The 22593-nt window shown below is 64.3% G+C and carries 23 protein-coding genes and 1 pseudogene; 18 read left to right on the forward strand and 6 right to left on the reverse strand.

Translation table 11 applies throughout. The annotated features are described in order from the left end of the window. Window positions 1-57 precede the first annotated feature (57 nt). Window positions 58-666, forward strand: coding sequence for a hypothetical protein (locus GEV05_09800; protein ID MPZ43680.1), 609 nt, complete (start codon window positions 58-60; stop codon window positions 664-666). On the opposite strand, the gene GEV05_09805 is transcribed toward GEV05_09800, so the two are convergent. Continuing rightward, window positions 597-2369 carry an aminotransferase class III-fold pyridoxal phosphate-dependent enzyme gene (locus GEV05_09805; protein MPZ43681.1) on the reverse strand — a complete coding sequence of 591 codons (1773 nt, stop codon included), beginning with the start codon at window positions 2367-2369 and terminating at the stop codon, window positions 597-599. The two genes, GEV05_09800 and GEV05_09805, sit on opposite strands and share 70 nt — an antisense overlap. A gap of 45 nt (window positions 2370-2414) precedes the next feature. Between GEV05_09805 and psd the strand changes: the two genes are divergently transcribed. Beyond that, window positions 2415-3281: a phosphatidylserine decarboxylase gene (gene psd, locus GEV05_09810; protein MPZ43682.1), complete on the forward strand. Its 867-nt coding sequence runs from the start codon at window positions 2415-2417 to the stop codon at window positions 3279-3281. Window positions 3282-3397: 116 nt separating this feature from the next. Here psd and GEV05_09815 read toward each other — a convergent pair whose 3' ends face one another. Next, on the reverse strand, window positions 3398-3766 hold the full coding sequence (locus GEV05_09815) for a hypothetical protein (protein ID MPZ43683.1): 369 nt from the start codon (window positions 3764-3766) through the stop codon (window positions 3398-3400). 933 nt (window positions 3767-4699) lie between these two features. Between GEV05_09815 and GEV05_09820 the strand changes: the two genes are divergently transcribed. Both GEV05_09820 and GEV05_09825 read left to right on the forward strand, forming a co-directional pair. Beyond that, window positions 4700-5593, forward strand: coding sequence for a PEP-CTERM sorting domain-containing protein (locus tag GEV05_09820; protein ID MPZ43684.1), 894 nt, complete (start codon window positions 4700-4702; stop codon window positions 5591-5593). A gap of 48 nt (window positions 5594-5641) precedes the next feature. Then, complete coding sequence (locus GEV05_09825; GenBank protein MPZ43685.1) at window positions 5642-6313, forward strand: PEP-CTERM sorting domain-containing protein; 672 nt, start codon at window positions 5642-5644, stop codon at window positions 6311-6313. Here GEV05_09825 and GEV05_09830 read toward each other — a convergent pair. After that, window positions 6195-6416, reverse strand: a complete 222-nt coding sequence (locus tag GEV05_09830) for a hypothetical protein (GenBank protein MPZ43686.1) — start codon at window positions 6414-6416, stop codon at window positions 6195-6197. The two genes, GEV05_09825 and GEV05_09830, sit on opposite strands and share 119 nt — an antisense overlap. Window positions 6417-7029: 613 nt before the next feature. On the opposite strand from GEV05_09830, the gene GEV05_09835 reads away from it, so the two are divergent. From GEV05_09835 to GEV05_09850, 4 genes are all read left to right on the forward strand, one after another. After that, the gene (locus GEV05_09835) at window positions 7030-7227 is read left to right on the forward strand and encodes a hypothetical protein (GenBank protein MPZ43687.1); all 198 of its coding nucleotides are present in this window, start codon (window positions 7030-7032) and stop codon (window positions 7225-7227) included. A gap of 113 nt (window positions 7228-7340) precedes the next feature. Then, window positions 7341-7535, forward strand: coding sequence for a DUF3606 domain-containing protein (locus GEV05_09840; GenBank protein MPZ43688.1), 195 nt, complete (start codon window positions 7341-7343; stop codon window positions 7533-7535). Window positions 7536-7931: 396 nt separating this feature from the next. Beyond that, window positions 7932-10256: a response regulator gene (locus tag GEV05_09845; GenBank protein ID MPZ43689.1), complete on the forward strand. Its 2325-nt coding sequence runs from the start codon at window positions 7932-7934 to the stop codon at window positions 10254-10256. Between the two features lie 343 nt (window positions 10257-10599). Beyond that, the gene (locus GEV05_09850) at window positions 10600-11940 is read left to right on the forward strand and encodes a glycerophosphodiester phosphodiesterase (GenBank protein ID MPZ43690.1); all 1341 of its coding nucleotides are present in this window, start codon (window positions 10600-10602) and stop codon (window positions 11938-11940) included. Between the two features lie 144 nt (window positions 11941-12084). Here GEV05_09850 and GEV05_09855 read toward each other — a convergent pair. The 3 genes and pseudogenes from GEV05_09855 to GEV05_09865 all read right to left on the reverse strand — a co-directional run bounded on the left by GEV05_09855 (window position 12085) and on the right by GEV05_09865 (window position 13340). Then, window positions 12085-12219, reverse strand: a pseudogene (locus tag GEV05_09855) (magnesium transporter CorA). A gap of 265 nt (window positions 12220-12484) precedes the next feature. Continuing rightward, entirely contained in the window at window positions 12485-12868 is a 384-nt protein-coding gene (locus GEV05_09860; protein ID MPZ43691.1) for a hypothetical protein, read from the reverse strand. A gap of 172 nt (window positions 12869-13040) precedes the next feature. Then, window positions 13041-13340 carry a hypothetical protein gene (locus GEV05_09865; protein MPZ43692.1) on the reverse strand — a complete coding sequence of 100 codons (300 nt, stop codon included), beginning with the start codon at window positions 13338-13340 and terminating at the stop codon, window positions 13041-13043. Window positions 13341-13740: 400 nt separating this feature from the next. Between GEV05_09865 and GEV05_09870 the strand changes: the two genes are divergently transcribed. From GEV05_09870 to GEV05_09915, 10 genes are all read left to right on the forward strand, one after another. Then, window positions 13741-14034 carry a hypothetical protein gene (locus GEV05_09870; protein MPZ43693.1) on the forward strand — a complete coding sequence of 98 codons (294 nt, stop codon included), beginning with the start codon at window positions 13741-13743 and terminating at the stop codon, window positions 14032-14034. A 150-nt stretch (window positions 14035-14184) separates the two neighbouring features. Continuing rightward, window positions 14185-14610 carry a type II secretion system protein GspG gene (gene gspG / locus GEV05_09875; protein MPZ43694.1) on the forward strand — a complete coding sequence of 142 codons (426 nt, stop codon included), beginning with the start codon at window positions 14185-14187 and terminating at the stop codon, window positions 14608-14610. Next, the gene (locus tag GEV05_09880) at window positions 14504-15793 is read left to right on the forward strand and encodes a type II secretion system F family protein (GenBank protein MPZ43695.1); all 1290 of its coding nucleotides are present in this window, start codon (window positions 14504-14506) and stop codon (window positions 15791-15793) included. The genes gspG and GEV05_09880 overlap by 107 nt, the downstream gene beginning before the upstream one ends. After that, complete coding sequence (locus tag GEV05_09885) at window positions 15790-17487, forward strand: type II/IV secretion system protein (protein MPZ43696.1); 1698 nt, start codon at window positions 15790-15792, stop codon at window positions 17485-17487. Before GEV05_09880 ends, GEV05_09885 begins: the two co-directional genes overlap by 4 nt. After that, the gene (locus GEV05_09890; protein MPZ43697.1) at window positions 17468-18265 is read left to right on the forward strand and encodes a hypothetical protein; all 798 of its coding nucleotides are present in this window, start codon (window positions 17468-17470) and stop codon (window positions 18263-18265) included. Before GEV05_09885 ends, GEV05_09890 begins: the two co-directional genes overlap by 20 nt. After that, window positions 18265-18807: a hypothetical protein gene (locus GEV05_09895; protein ID MPZ43698.1), complete on the forward strand. Its 543-nt coding sequence runs from the start codon at window positions 18265-18267 to the stop codon at window positions 18805-18807. The genes GEV05_09890 and GEV05_09895 overlap by 1 nt, the downstream gene beginning before the upstream one ends. Further along, window positions 18804-19352 carry a hypothetical protein gene (locus GEV05_09900; protein ID MPZ43699.1) on the forward strand — a complete coding sequence of 183 codons (549 nt, stop codon included), beginning with the start codon at window positions 18804-18806 and terminating at the stop codon, window positions 19350-19352. The genes GEV05_09895 and GEV05_09900 overlap by 4 nt, the downstream gene beginning before the upstream one ends. Then, window positions 19349-19897 carry a hypothetical protein gene (locus GEV05_09905; protein ID MPZ43700.1) on the forward strand — a complete coding sequence of 183 codons (549 nt, stop codon included), beginning with the start codon at window positions 19349-19351 and terminating at the stop codon, window positions 19895-19897. Before GEV05_09900 ends, GEV05_09905 begins: the two co-directional genes overlap by 4 nt. After that, entirely contained in the window at window positions 19894-22119 is a 2226-nt protein-coding gene (locus GEV05_09910; protein MPZ43701.1) for a hypothetical protein, read from the forward strand. The genes GEV05_09905 and GEV05_09910 overlap by 4 nt, the downstream gene beginning before the upstream one ends. Continuing rightward, window positions 22116-22592 (forward strand): prepilin-type N-terminal cleavage/methylation domain-containing protein, encoded by a 477-nt coding sequence (locus GEV05_09915; GenBank protein ID MPZ43702.1) that lies wholly within the window; start codon window positions 22116-22118, stop codon window positions 22590-22592. The genes GEV05_09910 and GEV05_09915 overlap by 4 nt, the downstream gene beginning before the upstream one ends. The last annotated feature ends 1 nt before the right edge of the window (window position 22593 follow it).

The following is a 22593-nucleotide window of genomic DNA, read 5'->3' on the forward strand; positions in this document are numbered from 1 at the left end:
TGAGATCTTCACCTGAACCACGTAATTGGTCGCCTTGACTTCTACGAGGGCTCGACTATGAAACCCTTCCTCGAGGCGCTCCACGCGCAACGACTGGACGACCATCGTTACTATCACCATAGCCGCATCAACCAGTCGCTGCACCTGGTGAGCGCCGTCAGCTTCCTGTGCGCATACGCTCTGCTCTTTACTCACCCTGCGGAGGCGGCCCTCGTCGGTTGGCTGGTGGCGATGCTGAGCCGGCAGGCCGGGCATTTCTTCTTCGAGCCGAAAACCTACGACGTCGTCAATCAGGCGACCCACGAGTACAAGGAGGCGATCAAGGTCGGCTACAACCTGCGTCGCAAGGTGGTGTTGATGACAATCTGGGCACTATCGCCGGTGCTGCTGGCGTTCGATCCGACGCTGCTCGGCAGCGTTGCTGCACCGCGGGGGACAGAGGACTATATTCGGCGCATCGGCGAGGTCTGGCTCGTGATCGGAGCAGGTGGGTTGCTGTTTCGGATGGGGCAACTCTGCTACCTGAAAGACCTCACGACCGGCCTGGTATGGGTTGCGAAGATCGTCACCGATCCATTCCACGACATCAAGCTCTACTATAAGTCACCGCTGTACTTGCTGCGCGGCGAGCTGATCGATCCCATGGCAGCGCCGAAGCGCGGCTGAACGGGCGTCTCCACCGGTACGGGATCGGCGGCGTGCGCATGACGAGTTACTCGGCGTGCGAGCACGCCGAGCATCTCCTTCAACACGCCGCGGCGAATGGATTCGTTGGTGATGTCCGGGCCGGACCACCACCAACCATCGCGCGCCATCGCCTGCGCCGCCGCAAGGAAGCGCTCGGCGACCGCGCGGAACTGCGCATCGCTGTAGTTCAAGCTGAAGATCAAACGTCCGGTCCCGATCCAGCTCAGCGCCAAGCCTTCGACCCGCAAGTAATATTGGAACATCCAGTTGTAGCGCGAGGGCGCGGTGTAGTACACAGTCCAGATCGAAGAGAGATTGGCAACCCGCACGGGAAGCCCAGCCGTACGCAGCGCCGCGTTGAGGGCATCGGCGCGCTTATCCCAGACCTCGTCGGCATGCGCGTAGCATTCGAGGATCCGAGGACTCTCGATGCGCCGCAGGAACTCCGCCATCGCTGCGATCACGTAGGGATGGGCGTTGAACGTGCCGCGAGCGAAGCAGATATCGGCGGGACGCTCGTCGCGATAGCGCTTCATGAGCGCGGCGCGGCCGCACAGCACGCCGACCGGGAGCCCACCGCCCAAGGTCTTGCCGTAGGTAACCATATCGGCACGCACGCCGAAATACTCCTGCGCACCCCCAAGCGCAATCCTGAATCCGACGAAGACCTCGTCGAAGATCAGGACGATGTTCCGGCGGCTGCAAACCGTCCGCAGCGCATGCAGCCACGCGCCGTAGGTCGTGCGCTCGAATCCTGCGCGGCGCGTGCTGTCCACGAGCGACGAATCCGATGGCGCGTTCTGATTGGGATGCAGGGCTTGCAGCGGATTGACCAGCACGCAGGCGATGTCTGTGCGCGTTTCGAGCACACGCAGAGAAGCCTCGTGCATGTCGCGCAGCGTGTAGGTTTCGTGCGCCGGCGCCGGATTTCCGATGCCAGGCTGCACGTCGCCCCACCAGCCATGGTAGGCGCCGCAGAAGCGAACCAGGTACTTGCGCCCGGTATGGTAGCGCGCAAGCCGTACGGCCTGCATGACTGCTTCCGTGCCGGACATGTGAAACGACACCTCGTCGAGCCCCGAGATGGCGCGCAGACGGAAGACCACATAGGGGATGGCGGGAGAATACGCGCCGAGCACAGGCCCCAGGTCTCGAGCCTGCTCGACGCCGCGCTCGATGCACGCCTTGTAGAAGTCGTAGCCGAACACGTTCATGCCGTACGATCCGGTCAGATCGTAGAAGACGTTGCCGTCGAGATCGGTGAGCGTGACCCCCGACGAGGCCTCGACGAACGCGCCTGCGCCGAGGTGGCGGCGCGTGTAGCTGCTGAACTGGAACGGAACGCGGTAGGCCGCGGTGAATTGCATGTCGGAGATTGCGTTCTGCACTTCTTGCGTGAGCCGCATGGTGCGGGCGAAACGCTGCGCGTACAGGATACTCAGCCGGTCAAACGCCGCGCGCCGGGTTGCGTCAACGTCTTCGGGCGCGCCGTCTGCGCTGAAGAAGTTGCGCTCATCGTACGCGTAGTGCGGCACCACGCGAGCAAGGAGCCGCGCGATGCGAGCGTGGCCGGCAAGCGAAGGATGTTTTGCCCGCGAAAGCAGCCAGCGCCGGCGTATGGCGACAGCGAGAACCGAGACGCCCAGAAAAGCCGCGGCCAAGGCAGCGAAAGTACTCGTCATTGCGCCTCCCATGGCGAGACCCTACTCGCCGCACGTTAAACGTCCATGACGATACGCTCGCTCCTTCGACAGCTGGCTGCACAGGAGGACCTCAATTTTCTGCTCACGAACCGGATTCCGCGTCTGCTCGCTACCCGCTTCGTGGGCAGGGTGAGCAGGATCGAGCATCCGTTGGTTCGCATCCCGTCATTGTGGCTCTGGCGGCTATTCACGGACCTCGACCTGAGCGAGGCCAAGGCAACGCGCTTCCCAAGCATGCATGCGTGCTTCACGCGCGAGCTCAAGGCCGGCGCGCGACCCATCGATCCGCGTCCGGATATCATTGTCAGTCCCTGCGACGCGATCATCGGCAGTTTTGGCCAGGTCGAGGGCGAGACTCTCGTACAGGCAAAGGGATTCACCTATACGCTGAGCGATCTGTTCGGCGATGCGCAGCCGGCCGCCCCCTACCGGAACGGCGTCTACGTGACGCTTCGCCTCACCGCCGGTATGTATCACCGCTTTCACGCGCCTTCCCTGTGCCGCGTCAAGCGCGTGACCTACATCAGCGGAGACACCTGGAACGTGAATCCGATTGCGCTCGAGCGCATCGAGAAGCTCTTTTGCAAGAACGAGCGCGCGGCGATCGAGGCCGTGATGGAGCCAAGCGCACAGCCCCTCGCCCTGGTGGCCGTGGCAGCCATCCTCGTGGGCAGCATACGGCTGCATTTTCTCGATTTGTTGCTGTACCTCGGGTATCGCGGACCTCGGCATATCGACTGCGACCAGGTGCTCGACAAGGGCGCGGAGATGGGATGGTTCGAGCACGGCTCCACCATCATCGTATTCGGCGCTCAGGGCGTTCGGCCATGCGAGAGCCTGCGCGAGGGGAACCGCGTGCGGATGGGGGAGCCGTTGCTGCGGCTGTGCTAGGGGGATTTGGCAGGTGCCCATGATACACAGTGCACTCCGATGTTTTCGACCGTTAGCGCATCCGTGTCTGGTTTCTCCTCGCTTGCACCGCGGCCGCCTGCATGCAACCGATAACCTCAATGCTCCTCGGGCAGCACATGCTGCGGCACTTCAGGTGCGCGCGTCTTCCTGACTTGCGTTGCTCCTTCTAGCCCGATCGGAAGCACACCCTGCAGGTGTTGAAGCCGCTGCAACGCCGACCCAAACACGTCGACGGCCTCTTGAATCAATGACGGCGACTGGCGCTGTGCGGAGCGATCGATTGCACCGTCCAGTACGCACACGCGGTGCGAAATGTCCGGCATTCCCCGTATCGGCAATCGCTTGACCTCGGCGGAAAGCAGGCATTGCTCGGAATCGTAGTATTCGAGCGTCTCGACATACGCCGTGAGCAAAAAGGAAACCACGTGCTCCGTGTCCGCGGTACTGATCGCTTCGATGATCATCAAACTCTTTCCCTCCGTTCGCGTGACAACGAGTCCTCATTTGTGCGACGGAAAAGCGAGAAGTTCGAATGGCACGCAAAAATTCCAGAGGCAATGGCGACGGCGCAGAGCCGAACTGCCAGGCAGACAGGAACGGCATGTTGTCGCCGCAATGGCGCTCCGGCCGTGGCGTGGTCCTCCCGTTTCAGCGTACCGTCACAAATGGAGGATATAACGCACGCACGAGACGCAGGTTGGACGGGAGGATCTTCATGGCTAACGTCTACCGAATCGTAAAACGGAGCGAGAGATGGCACGTTATGCTGCCCGGCTCCGAGGTTCCAATAGTCACGGCCGACGACTGCTCCATGCTTGTCCGATGGCTTTGTGGGATTGGGCAGAATTACGAAGTCCACGCGCATGATCATGCCGGGGCGGGTTCGCGCATCGACAGGTGCGCGGATTACACAGAGCAGCAGCGCACGCTTTCCAGCGCATCGGCGCCATCTGACGTTGTTTGACACGTAACGTAATGCTTGAAAATGTGAGAAAAGCGTGCCGTGGCGACGTGCTGTTTCCTGGATCGTAGTAGCCGCTAGCGTCGCTGCTCTGGTGGTGACCGTAGCAGTGATCTGATGCGGTTCGGAAGAATGGCTTTGTCTCATGGCCAAGCGCGCGCTTTGTGTGCTCGCACGCATGGTTGGGCAGCATGGCCATAGCATCGGCCGAAGCCGTGCAGGTTGGCGAGCAGGTTGCGCTCGCCGCGGACGAGCCGAAAAGGATCGTTCTCACCCTACCCATGCCAGTGGTCTGCCGCGTGATGTCGTCCGAATAGGCGGACCGAACGGCGCTATCCATTCGGACTATCTATATGGCCAGCCGCGACTCTTCGTGGTCACAGTGCGCTCTTAACATGGCTGCGGGAATTTCCCCAGACAACCCGCTGAGAGAACCATGCCCTTCACCTCTTTCAAACGCGTGGCTACCACGGCCGCGGTCGTGGCCTCGGCGCTCGCGCCGCTAGCCTCCCATGCTGCCGGCTTGGACCTGTCGCGCTACTCACTTACCAGCAGCTTCGCCTTGCCCTCCACGGCTTCCGAGTCGTCGGCCATCACCTGGAACTGGAATACCGGCACGCTGTTCGTCGTTGGCGATGAGGGCGAGTACATCACCGAAGTCACGCGCAGCGGCACGCTGGTGGGCAGCATGCGCCTTTCCGGCTTCGCCGACACCGAGGCGCTGACCTACATCGGCAACGGTGAGTTCGTCATCGGCGAAGAGCGCATCCAGGATGTCTACAAGCTGAGCTACCAGGCGGGCACCACCGTCTCGCGCAACTCGCTGCAGAGCGTGTCGCTGGGAGCCACTGTCGGCAACATCGGGCTCGAAGGCATCTCCTTGGACCGACGCAACGGCCAGTTCGTCACCGTCAAGGAGTCGAGCCCGCAAGCCGTGCAGATCGGGACCATTGATTTCGCCGGCGGCACCCACACGATGACCAACCTGTTCACGCCCAACCTCGGTGTGTCGGATCTGTCGGACGTGCAGTTGCTCGGCGGTTTCGCAGGCGCCAGCTTCGCCGACAACATGCTGATCTACAGCCAGGAATCGCAACGCCTGCTGGAGGTTTCGCGCACCGGAGAACTCATCAGCTCCTTCAGCTTCACCACCGTCAGCGGCATTGCCGAAGGTGTGACGATCGCCAGCGACGGCACGATCTTCATCACCGACGAATCTCCGTTCGTCTACGCGCTCACGGCCACGCCCGTACCCGAGCCCGAGACTTACGCGATGATGCTGGCCGGCCTGGCCGCCATCGCCGGCGTGACCCGACGCCGCCGTGCCTGATCCATCTTCGTTTCGCCCACACCAACTTCTCTGCAAGGGAGCTCAACCATGAAGAAGCAACTCGCCGCCATCGGCCTGGCGCTCGCCGCCAGCAGTTCGTTCGCCGCTACCAGCGGCGTCGTGATCACGGAATGGATGTACCAGGGTGCAGGCAGCACCAACCGTGAATTCGTCGAATTCACGAACCTCGGCCCGACGGCCATTGATTTCACCGGCTGGAGCTATGACGACGATTCGCGCGCGGCCGGCACCTTCCCGCTATCCGCGTTCGGCGTCGTCGCATCGGGCGAGTCAGTGGTCATCACCGAGATGAACCCCAATACCTTCCGCGTAAACTGGGGTCTGGGTGCCACTGTCAAGGTCTGGGGACCGTTCACCAACAACCTCGGCAACGGCGACGAGATCAACATCTTCGACGCCGGCGGGAGTCTGGTGGACCGCCTCACCTACGGCAGCAACCCGCGCACCCGTGGCATCAGCGGACGCGCCCTCAGCGCGGACGCACTCGGAGCCAATGATGTATCGCAGTGGGTCTTCTCCTCGGTGGGCGACGTCGAAGGATCGTGGATGTCGAGTGTCGGCGACATCGGCAGCCCCGGCTTCACCTCTTTCGCCACGCCGGTACCCGAGCCCGAGACTTACGCGATGATGCTGGCCGGCCTGGCTGGAGTGGGTGCATTCGTCCGCCGTCGTCGCGGCCAGGGAAGGAGACCTGGCTGAAATCGACCGAGTAGGCTTCGTCGACCGGATGCGCCGTGAGGAACGGCGCACGGCGCTCGATGTAGGCGAGCTGGGTCGCACAGTGGGCGAGCAGCTCACACATGGTTGATGCCCGGCGCTGCGCAGCTCTTATAGGCCAGGACTGCGCCGGGCGCTAAGTTTACGGCGGCCGAGTGCCGAATGACTCGTGTCGTCGCTGGCCGCGTCGATCAGGATGTGTCTGCCGATGGCGGAACACGTTCACGCTGGCCGAGTCCATGCTCCGTATCGGCGTCAAGCACTCGCGCGCGTCGGCGCGGTACTACTTCTCCGGCGATCCGCAAAACACCCAGATCGAACTGACATGCGGCGCGGGTCCAACCGCTCGTGAAGGGCGTCCGGTGGACGCTGGATCAGATCGCACCGACTGCTTGACCCTCTCGCAGCGACTTTCTCCGTAAGAGCTGCAACAGTCCGGCGCGTGACGCGAGCACGTAACAAGCAATGTGCTGAGTTTTTCTCACGCTCGTACGTTCATGCGCGCGACCGGGAGCGTTCTTACTTAACACCACTTGCCGTTATGGCTCCGGGCGTTAGAAGTCGTTTCTAATGGGACTTTCGCTGTTGCGTCCCATGAATTGCTGCCGCCGGAGGTCATTTCGGCACAACTCCGGATGCGCCAAGTACGTTAGACTTCGTTTCCGCAACGCCCACGTCAACCAACGGAGGTAGCGCCGTTGACCGCCAAGGCCCCTGACGACGAACGTAACTGGCTCGAATTGGGCGCTGCCCTGGAACGAGAGAACTTCTACGCACGCACGGATTCGGCCCCGCAGGGCGAGCGGTCAGAGCAGAGAACGTCGCCCCAGTTCGACGAAGGCCATACACGGCTCAACCGCATCAAACGGATGGCGAGATTTCGCAATCGCAAATAGGCATCGGGCCCGCGGAGCAGTGCGGGTACGCAGACGTTCGAGATTTCTGCGACGAACCTCGGACTCAGGACACTAGCAACCTCGCGCGATAACCCCTGACCAGAGAGGACAAGATGGATCATCGAAGCATTCATGGACCGGAAAAGCGCGATCTCATCGATCTGCAACACGAGCAAGACGTGCGCTACTGGTCCGAAAGGTTGCGGGCGTCGCCCGCAGAACTGCGCGAAGCGGTTCACATCATAGGCGCCACGCCGGACAGGGTTCGTGACTTCATCAGCCGTGAGCGAGTGCTTCAAGGCCGATGACGTCCGCGGCCCACGCGAAGTAACGTTGCGCCGGAAGACTCTTCGAATCGCTTTGCGGTAATCAGGCGTCGAGCCGATGCGCTGAAGCCGGCCCTGAATTCTGGTCCAGGCATTTGCCTGGGCAGTTCCGACTGTCCGCTCCGGGCGGGTAGCAATGCATCCGTCATGTGCTCGTTGCAATCCGAGCAGGTTCACTCTCGAAGCCTGCTGAGATGCAACTGCTGATCGAGAGCGCGGGCTGCCATGCGATTGCCTCGCGTGCTGAGGGCGGCTCGTAACTCGCGATAGCCACAACATGAGCACCCGCGGTGCGCGAGCGACCGCGAAAGCCAGGCATGCGAGTGCTTGCGCTCTCTGCGCAAGCTTCCGCGCTCGCCCTCGAGTTCATTCATCTGTATGCCGTCGAGCGCGGGAATCGTATCCGCGCCGCAACTTCATCCTTCGGCTGATCCGAACGGACTACGACCGATTGTTTCTCCGGGCAACCGCTTCAGAACTTGCGTTGGCGGCCGATGTTTGCATACCGCAATGCAGTGCCGGCGCGCTCGGTTTTACGCTGTCAGCATGAGCACGTCAGAGAACGAAACATTTGGCAGGATGGGTATCGACATGCCGCGGATGAATGAGTCACGTACGACGGCCGCACGAGAATCGCAGGGAAGCAAGGCGCCTGCGCTGTCCGACAGCAATGCCGGCGCCGCCCTCGACCGCTCGACCAGGTGCGCGTCTGACGTCGTCGGCGAAGAAGGGCAATTCGTCGAGTTCTTCAACCGGCCGTACACACGGGAGCTGTTTAACCGCCGAAACGTTCTGGCTCTGCTTGCGAGCGAGTTCTATGGTAGCCGGGAGCCTATCGTCGCAGATTTCAGCTGCAGCATCGACGACGCGGCACAGGCCGTGCTGAATGTCGGTGCGAACCGCGTGATCGCTCATGTCCAGGTAACCCGCGAAGGCCGCTACGCCGGTGTCGTCAACGGCTACGACCTGCTCAACGTCATAACCTTGCGCGACAAGGAGAACGCGCTGCGCCTGCGCAGCAGGATCGAGGCAGCCGAGGCGGCGAACACGGCCAAGTCCCAGTTTCTCGCGAACATGAGCCACGAGATCCGCACGCCGATGAACGGGGTGCTGGGAATGACCGAGCTGCTGTTCGATTCGGGTTTGAACGACGTGCAGCACCGCTACGCCGACGCGATTCAAAAGTCGGCCGAGGCGCTGCTGGATGTCATCAACGATATCCTGGATTTCTCCAAGATCGAGGCCGGCCGTATGGAGCTCGATCCGGTCGAAACCGACGTGAGAATCTTGAGCGAGGAGGCATTGCAGATCCTGGCTGCGCGGGCCCATAAGAAGGGCCTGGAGCTCAGTTGTCGGATTGGATCCGATGTGCCCCAGCGCGTGCTGGCAGACCCGGCGCGGGTGCGCCAGATACTGCTCAACCTCGTCGGCAACGCGATCAAGTTCACCGAGCGCGGCGAGGTGACTCTCGCCATCGACCGCGCCCCCGGGCCGGTGGGCAAGCTCGAACGGCCCGGGTGCCATCTTCGCTTCAGCATCAGCGATACGGGTATCGGGATCAGTGCCGAAGCGCAGGCGCGGCTGTTTCAACCCTTCACCCAGGCCGATGCATCGACGACAAGGCGCTACGGTGGGACCGGCCTTGGACTCGCAGTCAGCAAACAGCTGGCCGAGCTGATGGGTGGCTCTATTGGCGTCCAGAGTGAACCAGGTTGTGGCTCAACTTTCTGGTTCAGCATTCAGGCACAGGTCCTCGCGGGAAGCGCACTTACATTGCGGCGCCCGGATCTGAACGGAGTCCGAATTCTGGTCGTCGAGGACAATGCGACCAATCGCGCGATTCTCCGGCACCAGGTCACGTCGCTGGGTGCGTGCTGCGACCTGGCAGAAGATGGCATGGCCGGCCTGAAAGCGCTGCGCGCCGAGCATATGCGCGGCGCACCGTATGATCTCGCCCTGGTCGACATGAAGATGCCCGGTATGGATGGCCTCGAGCTCATCCGTGCAGTGCGCCGGGAACCTTCGTTGGCAGTCACTCGGCTGGTGCTGCTCACTTCGCTGTCGGGCCCCGGCGAAGCAGCGGCGAGCCGTGCCGCGGGCGCCGATTGCTACCTCACCAAGCCGGTCCGCCGCGAAGATCTGTTCAACGCCCTGGCCGATCTCACGGGCAAGAGGGCGGCATCCACCGCCTCGGCGCCGACCCAGGACGGCAGCCATCCATTCGACGCTCTCGGCGCGCACGTCCTGCTGGCGGAAGACAACGCAGTCAACCAGGAAGTGGCCCGCGCGATGCTGGAGAGCGCGGGATGTCGCGTCACGATTGCGCAAAATGGGCGCGAGGCGGTGGAGCAGCGCGTTCGACACAGGTTCGCGCTGGTGCTCATGGATTGCCAGATGCCCGAGCTGGACGGCTTCGAGGCCGTGCGCAGGATTCGCGCGCAGGAAGCGGGCAAGCGCGAGGAACGTACCCCGATCGTCGCGCTCACTGCGAACGCCATCGAGGGCGATCGGGAGCGCTGTATCGCCGCAGGCATGGACGACTATCTCGCAAAGCCTTTCAAGCGAGACGACCTCGTGGCGATGCTGAGGCGCTGGGTCGTTCTCTCACCGGCGGAACGCGGTGCATCAGGGTCGGGGGAAGGGGTCGCTTCGGCCCGGCGCGAAAGACACATTGACCGTATTCGATCCGATAGCGTTTCGTAGTGTTCTTCCTCCCGGAACGGGGATGGAATCAGCCTTGCCACGAAAGCTGATGCGCCTCTTCGCGTCCGAGACTGGATGCCGCTGCGGCGTGCATCCAAGCCGCGCCGGGCTGGCATCGGCGCAGGATCTTCCTGCAGAGCTACGCGATGGCCCGCGGATCATCGACACGGCTACTGCCGAGCCGACAACGTCCGTCCCTCCGCCAGCACCGCCGTTGGAACTAGGCCGAATCGCTCACCCCGTCACGCAGCCTTCACCATCGCGTCATGATGACGTAGCGCCGGCTTCGTAAGTTCCCTCGGCGTGCGCGTCCTTGCGCCGTGTCGCTACTTCGGAGGGAGTCATGCAAAACGTCCTGCGCTCGGCCGCGATCGCGACCGCGCTTGCTGTGTTGTCCGAAATCTCACCTGTGGCCAGCGCCGATGACGATCGCGATCGAGGCCGCGATCACCATCACGATCGTGACCGCGCCCGCAATCACAACGCCATCGAGCTCGGGGCGCGCCCGTTCTATCTGGTCGACGGGATGGAGGAAGGGCGGCTGAAGGACAGGCTACTGCAGTGCAAGAACGGTCCTTTCCGCGCTACCGATTTCTCGATCGGGCACCGCGGCGCTCCGTTGCAGTTTCCCGAGCACACCAAGGAGTCGTACCAGGCGGCCGCGCGGATGGGCGCGGGCATCGTCGAGTGCGACGTGACCTTCACCCGGGACGGCGAACTGGTCTGCCGCCATGCTCAGAACGACTTGCACACGACCACCAACATCCTGCTGACGCCGCTCGCCTCGACCTGCATCAAGCCGTTTACGCCGGCAACGCTCGATCCCGGCGGTAAAGTGATTACCCCTGCCAGTGCGGAATGCCGGGTCTCCGAGCTCACCCTGAATGAATTCAAGAGCCTGCGCGGGAAGATGGATGCATTCGATCCGGCCGCGCGCACGGTCGAGGAATATGTGGGCGGCACGGCATCCTGGCGCACCGATCTCTACACCGGGCGCGGCACCCTGATGACGCTTCGCGAGAGCCTCCAGCTGAACGAGAGATTTGGCGTGAAGCACACCCCGGAGTTGAAGGCCGGGGACACTGTCTCCGTCGCCAATGTATTCGGCGGTCAGGACAAATACGCCCAGAAGCTCGCCGACGAGATGCAGGCCGCAGGTGTCAGACCTCGTGATACGTGGCCCCAGTCGTTCAACGTGAACGACGTGCTGTACTGGATCAATCACACGCCGTACGGCAGGCAAGCCGTCTTTCTGGTCGACTACGATGCGGCCAAAGACAACATCCTTCTCTTCGATACCAACGGCAAGCAGATCGAGAAGCGGGAAGATCAGCTGAAGTTCTTCGCCCAGCTTCGCAAGACGAAGGTGCAGATCATCGCCCCGCCGATCCCGGCCCTGCTGGCGGTCAACGGCAGCCGCGTCGTCCCTTCACAGCTTGCGAAGGATCTCGAGGCGATGGGCTTCGACCTCATCACCTGGAGCTTCGAGCGCGCCGACCTGCGCCAAGGCGCTTCCAAGGCCGGCTTCTACTACGACTTCGATCCCACGGGCGCCGCGCTCAAGACGGACAGCGACATGTACAAGGCGCTGGACGTGCTGGCACGCGAGGTCAGGGTACTCGGAATATTCTCCGACTGGCCGGCGACCGTCACATACTACGCCAACTGCATGGGGTTGAAGTAGCAATGTCGACACGGGGGCGGGCGCCGCGTGCGCTCGGCCCCCCGGTCCGCAGATGGCAACGACGTGCCAATTGGTCGAGACTGCGAACTTGCGGCCGTAGCGTCCAACGAGCACTTGCTCCACCAGGCATGGATCGATTCGTGATGCGATCTGCCAAGGGAGTCCCTGCGTCATCATGGAGAATTCCGACATGCCGCCGATGCCGGCAATGATGCTTATCGGGACGAAGACGACCGACACGGTGGTCAATTTCGACACGCGCCTGTTCTGATTGATGTTGGATGAATCCGATCGCGCATGACGAACTGTCATCCGGGCGACACATACGCGCGCGTAGACTAACAGTCAGTCGAGCGCGGCAAGAGGCCGAAGGGTTTGCACGATCTTAGACAAATGAACGAGGAGCGGCTTGCGCACCACGCGGCGACATGGCAGCCGGGTACTTGGCACCGTGCGATAGCCAATGAAGAATTGAGAAGAAGGCACGCGCGCCCGCGGTTCGCCGTGCCGTGGGCCGCAATCGCAGCTTGCGCCGTCGGCCTGATCATCGCTGTGGCGGCGATTTAACCCTTTGCTTCTGGGCGCTTGTCTCGGCGACACCACGTGACCTGATCCGCAATTCAGTGCCGTGTGCGAACTGGCGCACTCCGATCAAGTGTTCGAGGCGCTGCAGCGTCGCTACAAAAATATCGCCGACTTCTTCGACGAATGATCGCGATTGGCCATGTGAGCATTCATTGATCGCACCGGCAAGTAGGCCCGCACGTTGAGAAATGTCTGCCACTCCCGCTATCGGCAATCGCTTGACCCCGGCGGGCAACAAACATTCTGGGGTATCGGAATGCTCGAGAGTCTCCACATACGCCGCGAGCAAGAAATAAACAACGTGCTCGGTTTCTGCCGTTCGGATCGCTTCGGTTATCTTCAATATTCGCCCCTTTCGAGTCTAGCGTCTGTCGGTCCTCATTGGTGCGGCGCCGACGTGATAAGTTCGAATGTCGCCTGCATTCTTAAAGTCATTTCTGGGAATGCCGGAGTCGGAACAACAGAGCCCCCGACGGCGCACGCCATCGCTCGACCATTTTTTGCGGATGCTGCGTCTATGCGTTCGGTAGCCGTTCTACTGGAACCATGCGGGACCGCATCACGAAGTGAATGGATTCATCCCAGTCTTCGTCTTCCGCGTCGGGGTCATCGTCGTAGTCCAGATCGCCGTCCGGCTCATCGAACTCCAAGGCCTCGAATCGGCTCTGTTCTCGCATCAGCTCATCATCGGTGAGGCGGGCATGGCCCGGAAAACCGTCGACCAGCATAACGCGAAGCAGCGCGAGGTCGGACTGCTTCGCACAGGCGTCCAGCATTGCATCGACTAGCGTACGAATCGTATCGGAGCGCTCCATCGTCGTTCCCCCCTTTCACGGTGGTGCGGCAATGATTGCGCAGAAGCGTTACATGAATCCGTATGCGCTGCGATCGGAGTTGCGCGTGCCCCCTGTGACAATGGGCGATCGCTCAGCGTGTTCGAGCGCGAAGGGCAGGCGGCACAGCGAAGCGGCCAAATGTGGCGTCGCTGTCGTCCGCACAGAGTGTGTGCATCGGAAACGGCATTTCGCACGTTGCGCGTGTACGCACGGACACTGGGGACGCGCGTCCCGGGTATCTGCCGTTGCGGCGATCCGTATGAAGAGTCGATTCGGCCGCCGATTTTGACGTGCCACGAAAGAGCGTCACGCAACTGACATGGTTGGCCCGCATAGTGCCGTCTGAAGCGCAGCACAAAACGAATCAGGAGGCAGAACCATGAATCATAGACGGCTATGTTCCGCAGCGCTTGCTGCATTGGGCTTGATTTATGCGGGCGCTCTTCGCGCGCAGGCCGATTCGACAGCGTACCCAGCGAAACCCGTCCGAATGATCATTCCACTGCAGACGTCCACCGCACGCGCACTCGCGATGCCTGCGCTGATCAAGCGCCTTGATGCTCGAGGACTGCAGGCACACGGCTCGACATCGTCGAATTTCGATCGGTACTTGAAGCAAGAGATGATCAGATGGGCCGGTGTCGTGAAGTCGGTCGATATCCGTGGTGACTGACGTCCGAGTCGCTCCTGATACGAGGCGGCTGGATATCGATGCGATGAAATTGGCTGCGCAGCAGGAGATGATCACCGAGTAATTGTTCTGTCATCAAGAGCATCTAAAGTCGCTCGCAAGACCTAGGCCGTTCCCTCGGATTCTCATGCCATGTTTCGATCCGCCAAGCGCGCCGCCGTGCGCGGTTTCACCCTGCTCGAGCTGCTGGTGGTCATGGTGATCATCGGCCTCCTCGCAGGGTTCGTGGCGCCGAGGTATTTCGGCCAGATCGGCAAGTCGGAGGTGAAGGTCGCGCGCGCCCAGGTCGATGCCCTGGAAAAGGCTCTGGACCAGTATCGCCTGGATACCGGCCGCTATCCTTCCACCGAGCAGGGTCTGAGCGCGCTGGTCGAGCGCCCCGGAGACGAATCGAAATGGGCGGGTCCGTACCTGCGAAAGCGCGTGCCCCTCGATCCCTGGGGCAAGCCTTATGTCTACCGCTTCCCCGGCGAGCGAAGTGAGTTCGATCTGGTCTCACTCGGGCGCGATGGGCAACCCGGCGGGTCGGGCGCGGACGAGGATATCGTCAACTGGTGAGCAGCCAATCGTGCACTTCGAGGTGAGAATGCTTGCGCCCGAGGGCGTCGTGGCGCTCCAGCTGGAAGCGATCGACCGCGATGCGGCCGCACGGCAGGCGAACGCGCGCGGGCTGCCGGTACTGTCCGTCATGCCGCGCCGGTCGCTTGCTCTTCGCGCCGAGCGATTCTCGCTCGTTCTGTTCACGCAGGAGCTGCTCGCGCTGCTGCGCGCCGGCCTGGGCCTGATCGGGTCGATCCGCGCGCTGGCCGAGCGGCGCGCGGGCATCGGAAGCGTCACCTTGCGCGGCGTTCTGGAGCAATTGAGCGACGGCAAGCCGCTGTCCATGGCGCTGTCGCGGTTTCCGCGGGCGTTTCCGCTCGTTTACGTCGAATCGGTCCGCGCGTCCGAGAGAACCGGCGCGCTGGCCGAGGCGTTGTCGCGGTTCGTGCAATACCAGGGACAGGTCGAGCAGATCCGGCAGAAGCTCGTCTCGGCGCTGATCTACCCCGCGTTGCTGCTGATTGTCGGAGCGGCGGTGTCGCTCTTTCTGATCGGCTACGTCGTGCCGCGCTTTGGCGGTGTATACCTGGAGCTCAACAAGGAGCTGCCGTGGGCATCGCGCCTGTTGTTCGAGCTCGGCGGCTTCATCGATCGGCATGTGCTGGAGGGAGCGTTGCTCTGCGCGGCGCTGGTTGCCGGAATCACATGGGCCCTTCGCGCCGGTGAGTTGCAGACCCGCCTGGCTCGCCTGCTGCCCCGCGTTCCGTTCGTGGGCGAGCGGCTCGTGATCTACCGGTTGACGCGCCTGTACCGGACCGTCGCCATGCTGCTGCACGGTGGTGTCCCGCTGGTGTCTGCGCTGCGCATGGCCTCCGGCCTGCTGGATTCGGCGTCGCGCCAGCAGTTGGAGCAAGCCACCGCCGAGGTCCGTGACGGCGGCTCGCTGTCGGCCGCACTGGAACGGCACGCGCTCACCACGCCGATCGCCGGTCGCATGCTCCAGGTCGGCGAGCGCAGCGGCGACCTGGCGGGGCTCATGGAACAGGCGGCGGCCTTTCACGAAGAAGAGCTCGGGCGCTGGGTCGAGCGCGCCACCCGCATGCTCGAGCCCTGTCTGATGCTCTTGATTGGCACACTGATCGGCGGGATCGTGGTGCTGATGTACATGCCCATCTTCGATCTCGCGGGAACGCTGCAATGAACGATCGCCTCGATTCCCGCGCAGCGAACGAGACGGCACTGGCCCCCGACGTACTCGAGCGCGCGCGACTGGTGGCGGCAGAGCGCGGTGGCCGGGTGATGGAGGCACTGGAGGAGTGCACGGCGCTTCCGCCCGACCGGTTCGTCGCCGAGTTGGCGCGCCAGTTCGGGATGCGCGCACTCACCATGCCGGCCATGCAGGCCATGACGCCGAGATTCGATCTGATTCCGTTCCCCGAATCGCTGCGGCGCGAATGCGTGCTTCTCGACGGGCAGGACCAGGGTCTTACCCTTGCGACCAGCGATCCGTTCGATCTTGCGCTGCGCGCCTGGGCCGAGGAGCGGGTGCCCGCAGCGTTCGCCATCGCCATCGCGCACCGCGACGATCTCGACGCGTTCCTGCACCGCTACGAGGACGGCATGCGGGCGATGGATTCGCTCGCCGGCCTGACCGAAACGGCCGGGCCGGCGAAGTCGGTCGAGGATCTTTCGATCCGCAGCATCAGCGACGACGCGAACCCGGTGGTGAAACTGGTCAACTCGACGCTCTACGACGCGCTCAAGCTGGGCGCGAGCGATGTCCACCTGGAAACGAGCGCCGAGGCGCTCAACATCAAGTACCGGCTCGACGGGGTGTTGTCGATCGCCGGCCGATCGCCCGGCGGCACGTTCGCCGAGCAGGTCATCTCGCGCGTCAAGGTGATGGCCGAGCTCGATATCGCCGAGCGGCGCGTGCCGCAGGACGGGCGCTTCAAGATCGCGGCGCGCGGACGCGAGATCGACGTGCGCGTCTCGATCATGCCGAGCATTCACGGCGAGGATGCGGTGCTGCGCATCCTCGACAAGCAGGCCCTGGCCGACCAGGTGCTCGGCTTGCGGCTGGAGGCGCTCGGATTCGCCCCGGCGGTGCTCGCCGCCATCCGCGAGCTTGCCGTCCAGCCCTACGGCATGCTGCTCGTGACCGGACCGACCGGCAGCGGCAAGACGACCACGCTCTATGCGGCCCTGAGCGAGATCAACCGCGGCATCGACAAGATCGTCACGATCGAGGACCCGGTCGAATACCAGCTTCCCGGGGTATTGCAGATCCCGGTGAACGAGAAGAAGGGGCTCACGTTCGCACGCGGCCTGCGCTCGATCCTGCGCCACGACCCCGACAAGATCATGGTGGGCGAGATCCGCGATCCCGAAACAGCGCAGATCGCGGTCCAGGCGGCGCTGACTGGGCACCTGGTGTTCACCACCGTGCACGCGAACAACGTGTTCGACGTGATCGGCCGCTTCACGCACATGGCGGTCGAGCCGCAGAGCTTCATGTCGGCGTTGAACGGCATCGTCGCGCAACGCCTGATGCGCGTGAACTGTCCGCATTGCTCGATACCGGTCGAGTCGAGCTGCGCCGAGCTGCAACGCTACGGTCTGGAGCCCGCACGGCAGGCGAGCCTCGCTCTGCGGGCAGGCAGCGGCTGCGGCCAGTGCCGCGGCAGCGGGTATCGGGGCCGGCGCGCCATCGCCGAAGTGCTGCTCGTCGACGACGAGCTGCGCGAGCTGATCGCGGCGCGCGAGCCGCCGCGCCGGATCAAGTCCGTGGCGCAGGCGCGGGGCTTTCGCTCGCTGCGCACGGCGGCACTCGATCTGGTGATCAACGGCGAGAGCACCTTCGAGGAGCTGAATCGTGTCACCCTGGCCGCGTGACCGGATTCTCGCATGGCTCTGTCCGCGCGCCGTCGTCATCGCGCGGCAGCGCTTCGGCCTGGGCAATGCCCGGATCGTGGCGCACAGGGAACGGGCGCTGCCGCGGGCGCAGCCCGCCCGCGACGGATTGGCGTGCGTGGCCGCGCTGGAGGCCGAGCTCGAGGAAAGCGGCTGGAGCGGCGCCGCGCTTTCGGTGTGCATCTCGGATCATTTCGTGCGCTACGCCGTGCTCGCATGGCGGCCGGGTCTGCGCGCGCGCGCCGATTGGGAGGCCTACGCGGCCCACGAGCTCGAAGCGCGCTACCAATGGAAGCGTCACAACGAGATTCGCATCGCACACGCGCCCAACGGCGCCGCTCGGCTGGCCGCGGCGGTCGACGAGGAGCTGCCGCAACTGTTGCTCGATATGGCGGAAAGAAGGCGCCTGCGCATGGCCGCCCTGGAGCCGAATGCATGCCGCGTCGCGAACCGCTATCGGCGCAAGCTCGGACGTCGCGGGCACCTGCTCGTCGCCGAGCCCGGGCGGGTGACCTGGCTCAGTGTGGCGGACGATCGCTGGAGCGGCGCCATCAGTGTGCGCAACGACGATTGCAATGGCCTTGGCGCGTTGGTCATGCACGCCCGCCTGCACGGCGGCTACGATCCCGAGGTCGACACGGTATGGGCTTGGGGGACGCTGGATGACGCTGCGATCGCACTTGCCCGGCTTGCGGGCGTCTCGCGGCTGGAGCCCCCGAGCGCCACGCCGCCCTCGTGCAGCGCGCTGGGCCTCATCTGATGCCGTCCGCATTGCAGATCGACTTCGCGGGTGCACCGCGCGGCGGGAGCCAGGGCGGCGCGATCCTTCTCGTCGCCGGCCTCGCGGTCGCGGCGGGTATCCTCGGCAGCTACCTGCACCTGCGGCAGGAAACCGATGCCGTTCAGGCGCGCATCGAAGCCCTGTCCCGGAGCATGCGCGCAAACGGCGCTGAAACCCTGGAGCGCGATCCCCGCAAACTGCGCGTGCTGCGGGCGCGCATCGAAGCGTCGAACCGCATTCTGAGCGCCCTCGACCAGCCGTGGATCCGTCTGTTCGACGAGCTCGAGTCGGCCACCGTCGACGGCGTCACCTTGCTCGCGATGGAGCCGGACGGCTCGAAGGCGCTCGTGCGCCTGGTCGGCGAAGCGCGTGACCGGGACACGCTGTCGCGCTATCTCGAGCGCCTGGGAAGGCTCGCCTCCTTGCGCGAGGTGCGGCTGAACCAGCACGAGCTGCGCGACGCCCAGGGCGGCAGCAGCTTGCGCTTCGTCGTTTCCGCGCGCTGGGTCCGCCCGGCATGAACGGGCTGGTAGAGGCGCTCAGCCGGTTCGTCGACGACATCGGCAAGCCCGGCGTCATCGGCCTCGGTTTGCTCGTGTTCGCGTCGAGCCTGGCCGCCGGCATGGTGCTCCCCGCATACGAGGCGCTGCAGGCGGCGCGCGCGCAGCACGAGCGCATCGCGCAGCGAATGGACGCGACGTCGAGCCGTCGCGACGGGCGCAAGGCCGACATCCAAACGGAGCTCGCGACATTCATGCGCCATTTCCCGCCGGCCGACGAGGCGCGGCAGGATATCCTGCGGTTGCAGGCCTTCGCCGCCAATCACGGCATCCAGCTGCGCAGCGGCGAATACCGCCTGGCGCCGGAGCGCGGCATCGAGCTGGTCCGCCACCAGATCGCCTTTCCGGTCACCGGCCCGTATCAAAGCATCCGCGCGTTCATTGCCGAAGCGCTCGCAGAGCTGCCTTCGGCCGCGCTCGAGTCGGTGTCGTTCAAGCGCGATTCGGTCGTCGCGCGCGAGATCGAAGCCCGTCTTCAGTTCGCGCTCTACACCGCGGGCACATGAAGATCGCACCCAGGACCCGTCGCTGGGCGCTGTTCGCTGCCCTGCCGCTGGCGGCAGCGGCTGCGCTGCGCGCCAACAACGACGATGAAGCCGCCTCGCGGGAACGCAGTGCGGATGCGCGTCCACGCGACGCGGTGAGCGCCGCAACCGCCGCCACGCGCGAACGCGAGGCCCTGCCCCACGTCGATATGGAGCGGCTTCAGGCGCTCCCGCGGCGTCACGTATCGGAGCAGCCGTTCGTGGATCCATTCTTCGCCGGGCCGGCAGCCGCGCCGGACAGCGCGCAGACGGCAGAGACAGCAGCGCCCCCGCCGCCGCCTCCGCCGCCCGAGGCTCCTGCGCTTCCCTTCCGGTTCATCGGACGCCAGGACGCCGACGGCGTGCCGCTCATCTTTCTGGAACAACAGGAACAGATCCATATCGTGCGTATCGGCGAGACCGTCGCGGACGCCTGGCGCCTGGACAAGGCCGACGACCAGGCGCTCGTCTTCACCTACGTCCCGCTCGGACAGCAGCGAAAGCTCGCGACGGGGAGCTCGGGTTGAGGCGCCTCGGCGCCTTGCTGGTTGCGGCTGCGCTGGCTGGCTGCGCGACGACATCGGAGCTCGATCAGGCGCGGCAGCTGACAGACGCGGGCCGTCTCGAAGAGGCGCTTGCCCGTTTCGAAAAGCTCACCGTCGAGCATCCCGGAAATGCGCAGTATCGCGCCGCGTTCGCGAGCCAGCGCGAGCTGGTGGTCAATCGCTGGCTTGCCGAGGCCGAAACGCTGCGTGCGAGCGGCGCCTACACGCAGGCGCAGGCGAAGTATCAGCGCGTGCTCGATCTGCTTCCGGGCAATGCGCGCGCGACGGCCGGCCTTTCTCAGATCGAGGCCGAACGCAACGCCGACGCCCTGGTGGAACGCGCGCAGGCGGAACTGAAGCGCGGCGATACGGCTGCTGCCGAGGCTCGGCTGCGCGAGGCGCTGGCGCAGGCGCCTCAGCACCGGGCGGCCCGGACGCTGGCGCATCGATTGGAGGAGCGCCGCGCCATCGAGGCCGGGCCGAAGCAACCCCGTCTGGGCGAGCAGTTCTCGAAGACCATAAGCCTGCAGTTTCGCGACGCGAACCTGCGCCAGGTGTTCGAAATCATCTCGCGGGCGCACGGCATCAATTTCGTGTTCGACAAGGACGTGCGCCCGGATATGCGCGTCACGATATTCGTTCGGGACACCGCGATCGAGGACATCGTCAAGCTCGTGCTGGCGACCAATCAGCTCGAGCGCAAGGTTCTCAACGAGAACTCGATACTGATCTATCCCAATACGCCGGCCAAGGCGCGGGAGTACCAGGATCTGGTGACGCGCAGCTTCTATCTCGGCAATGCGGACGCCAAGCAGACGCTCAACCTGGTGCGCGCGCTGGTGAAGACACGCGACGTGTACATCGACGAGAAGCTGAACCTGCTGGTGATGCGCGACACGCCCGCGGCCGTGCACTACGCGGAGAAGCTCATCCTCAACCAGGATCTGGCCGAGCCGGAGGTCATGCTCGAAGTGGAAGTGCTCGAGGTGAGCCGGACGCGGCTGCAGGAGCTCGGCGTGCGCTTCCCGGACCGGATCAATTTCGGCCCGCTCGGGATCGACGGCGGGGCGCCGCCCTCGGAGTTCGAGCTCTCCAGCTCGGCGCTGCGCGCGACGGTGGCGAATCCGGCGCTCATCCTCAACATGAAGCTGCAGGACGGAAGCACCAACGTGCTCGCGAATCCGCGCATCCGCGTGCGCAATCGGGAGAAGGCGCGCATCCATATCGGCGAGAAAGTGCCGGTGGTCACGACCACCAGCACGGCGAATGTCGGCGTGTCGGCGTCGGTGAACTACCTCGAGGTCGGATTGAAGCTCGACGTCGAGCCGAACGTCTACCTGGACGACGAGATCGCGATCAAGGTCGAGCTCGAGGTGAGCAACATCATCGAGACGCTGGATCTTTTCAACACCCGGGCATACCGACTGGGCTCGCGCAACGCCACCACCACGCTGCGCCTGCGCGACGGCGAGACGCAGGTCCTGGCGGGCCTGATCCAGGACGAAGACCGGCGCACCGCCAACAAGGTTCCGGTTCTCGGCGACATTCCGATTCTCGGGCGACTGTTCTCGAGCAACAACGATACCACGACCAAGAACGAGATCGTGCTGCTCATCACGCCACACGTCATCCGCAACATCCTGCGCCCCGAATCGCGCTTCGCCGAGATCGCCTCGGGAACGGACGCGGCCATCGGCGCCGAGCCGCTGAAGCTCCGGACCTCGGCCCCCTCGCAAATGAGCATCTCGTCCGGGCAGTCCGGCGCCGGGCCTGCGCGCCCCGCGCCGCAGGCGGGTGGAAAGACTTCGCCCGTGCGAACGGCGGCTCCGGTCGATCTGGTGCTGTCGGCGCCGGCGCAAGCGGCGATCGGATCCGAGTTCAGCGTGCAGGTGGGATTGTCGAGCGCGACCGGCGTCGCGCGCCGGACGAGCTTCGAGCTCGCCTACGAACCGGCTCTGCTGCAACCCGTGGGCGACCCGCAGGTCGCCAAGCCGGGGCAGACCGGGGCCGGCCGAATTCCCGTGACGATCGACCTGGTGGCCGATTCCGGGATTCCGACCCGTGAAGTGCGCTTCCGGGTGATCGCCAAGGAGCCAGGCGAGGCGCGACTTTCGGTGGAGGGCGCTGCGGTGCTCGGCAACGACGACCAGCCCATCCCGGGCAACGTCCCCCCGGCGCACACGCTCCGGATCGTGCCGAAATGAATGCCAAACGCACAGGGTTCACGCTGATCGAGCTGATCGCGACGGTCGCGATTGTCGCCATCCTGGCGGCCGCTGCCGCGCCGATGCTCGAAGTTTCGGCGCGGCGGGCCAAGGAATCGGAGCTGCGTTCGGCGCTGCGTAGCATCCGCGGCGCCATCGACGCGTACAAGACCGCGGTCGACGAAGGTCACGTCACCCGCAAGGCGGACGAATCGGGCTACCCGCCGACCCTGGCGGTCCTGGCCGAAGGCGTAGCCGACGCCAAGGACCCGCAAAAGCGGCGCATCTATTTCCTGCGCCGCATTCCGCGCGATCCGTTCTCCCCCGATCCTTCCCTGGCCGTGGCCCAGACCTGGGGGTTGCGCAGCTACGCTAGCCCTCCCGAGGCTCCGATCGCCGGCGACGACGTGTTCGACGTCCATTCGTTGTCGGCGGGGACCGGCCTGAACGGCATACCGTATCGCGAGTGGTGAC

The sequence above is a fragment of the Betaproteobacteria bacterium genome (genome assembly GCA_009377585.1).
In the GTDB taxonomy this organism is placed as follows: Bacteria; Pseudomonadota; Gammaproteobacteria; order Burkholderiales; family WYBJ01; genus WYBJ01.

What these genes read in the sequence shown, in the direction of transcription:
- GEV05_09800 (MPZ43680.1), top strand. Translation starts at nt 58, where the DNA reads ATGAAACCCTTCCTCGAGGCGCTCCACGCGCAACGACTGGACGACCAT.
- GEV05_09805 (MPZ43681.1), bottom strand. Translation starts at nt 2,369, where the DNA reads ATGACGAGTACTTTCGCTGCCTTGGCCGCGGCTTTTCTGGGCGTCTCG.
- psd (MPZ43682.1), top strand. Translation starts at nt 2,415, where the DNA reads ATGACGATACGCTCGCTCCTTCGACAGCTGGCTGCACAGGAGGACCTC.
- GEV05_09815 (MPZ43683.1), bottom strand. Translation starts at nt 3,766, where the DNA reads ATGATCATCGAAGCGATCAGTACCGCGGACACGGAGCACGTGGTTTCC.
- GEV05_09820 (MPZ43684.1), top strand. Translation starts at nt 4,700, where the DNA reads ATGCCCTTCACCTCTTTCAAACGCGTGGCTACCACGGCCGCGGTCGTG.
- GEV05_09825 (MPZ43685.1), top strand. Translation starts at nt 5,642, where the DNA reads ATGAAGAAGCAACTCGCCGCCATCGGCCTGGCGCTCGCCGCCAGCAGT.
- GEV05_09830 (MPZ43686.1), bottom strand. Translation starts at nt 6,416, where the DNA reads ATGTGTGAGCTGCTCGCCCACTGTGCGACCCAGCTCGCCTACATCGAG.
- GEV05_09840 (MPZ43688.1), top strand. Translation starts at nt 7,341, where the DNA reads ATGGATCATCGAAGCATTCATGGACCGGAAAAGCGCGATCTCATCGAT.
- GEV05_09845 (MPZ43689.1), top strand. Translation starts at nt 7,932, where the DNA reads ATGCCGTCGAGCGCGGGAATCGTATCCGCGCCGCAACTTCATCCTTCG.
- GEV05_09850 (MPZ43690.1), top strand. Translation starts at nt 10,600, where the DNA reads ATGCAAAACGTCCTGCGCTCGGCCGCGATCGCGACCGCGCTTGCTGTG.
- GEV05_09865 (MPZ43692.1), bottom strand. Translation starts at nt 13,340, where the DNA reads ATGGAGCGCTCCGATACGATTCGTACGCTAGTCGATGCAATGCTGGAC.
- GEV05_09870 (MPZ43693.1), top strand. Translation starts at nt 13,741, where the DNA reads ATGAATCATAGACGGCTATGTTCCGCAGCGCTTGCTGCATTGGGCTTG.
- gspG (MPZ43694.1), top strand. Translation starts at nt 14,185, where the DNA reads ATGTTTCGATCCGCCAAGCGCGCCGCCGTGCGCGGTTTCACCCTGCTC.
- GEV05_09880 (MPZ43695.1), top strand. Translation starts at nt 14,504, where the DNA reads ATGTCTACCGCTTCCCCGGCGAGCGAAGTGAGTTCGATCTGGTCTCAC.
- GEV05_09885 (MPZ43696.1), top strand. Translation starts at nt 15,790, where the DNA reads ATGAACGATCGCCTCGATTCCCGCGCAGCGAACGAGACGGCACTGGCC.
- GEV05_09895 (MPZ43698.1), top strand. Translation starts at nt 18,265, where the DNA reads ATGCCGTCCGCATTGCAGATCGACTTCGCGGGTGCACCGCGCGGCGGG.
- GEV05_09900 (MPZ43699.1), top strand. Translation starts at nt 18,804, where the DNA reads ATGAACGGGCTGGTAGAGGCGCTCAGCCGGTTCGTCGACGACATCGGC.
- GEV05_09905 (MPZ43700.1), top strand. Translation starts at nt 19,349, where the DNA reads ATGAAGATCGCACCCAGGACCCGTCGCTGGGCGCTGTTCGCTGCCCTG.
- GEV05_09915 (MPZ43702.1), top strand. Translation starts at nt 22,116, where the DNA reads ATGAATGCCAAACGCACAGGGTTCACGCTGATCGAGCTGATCGCGACG.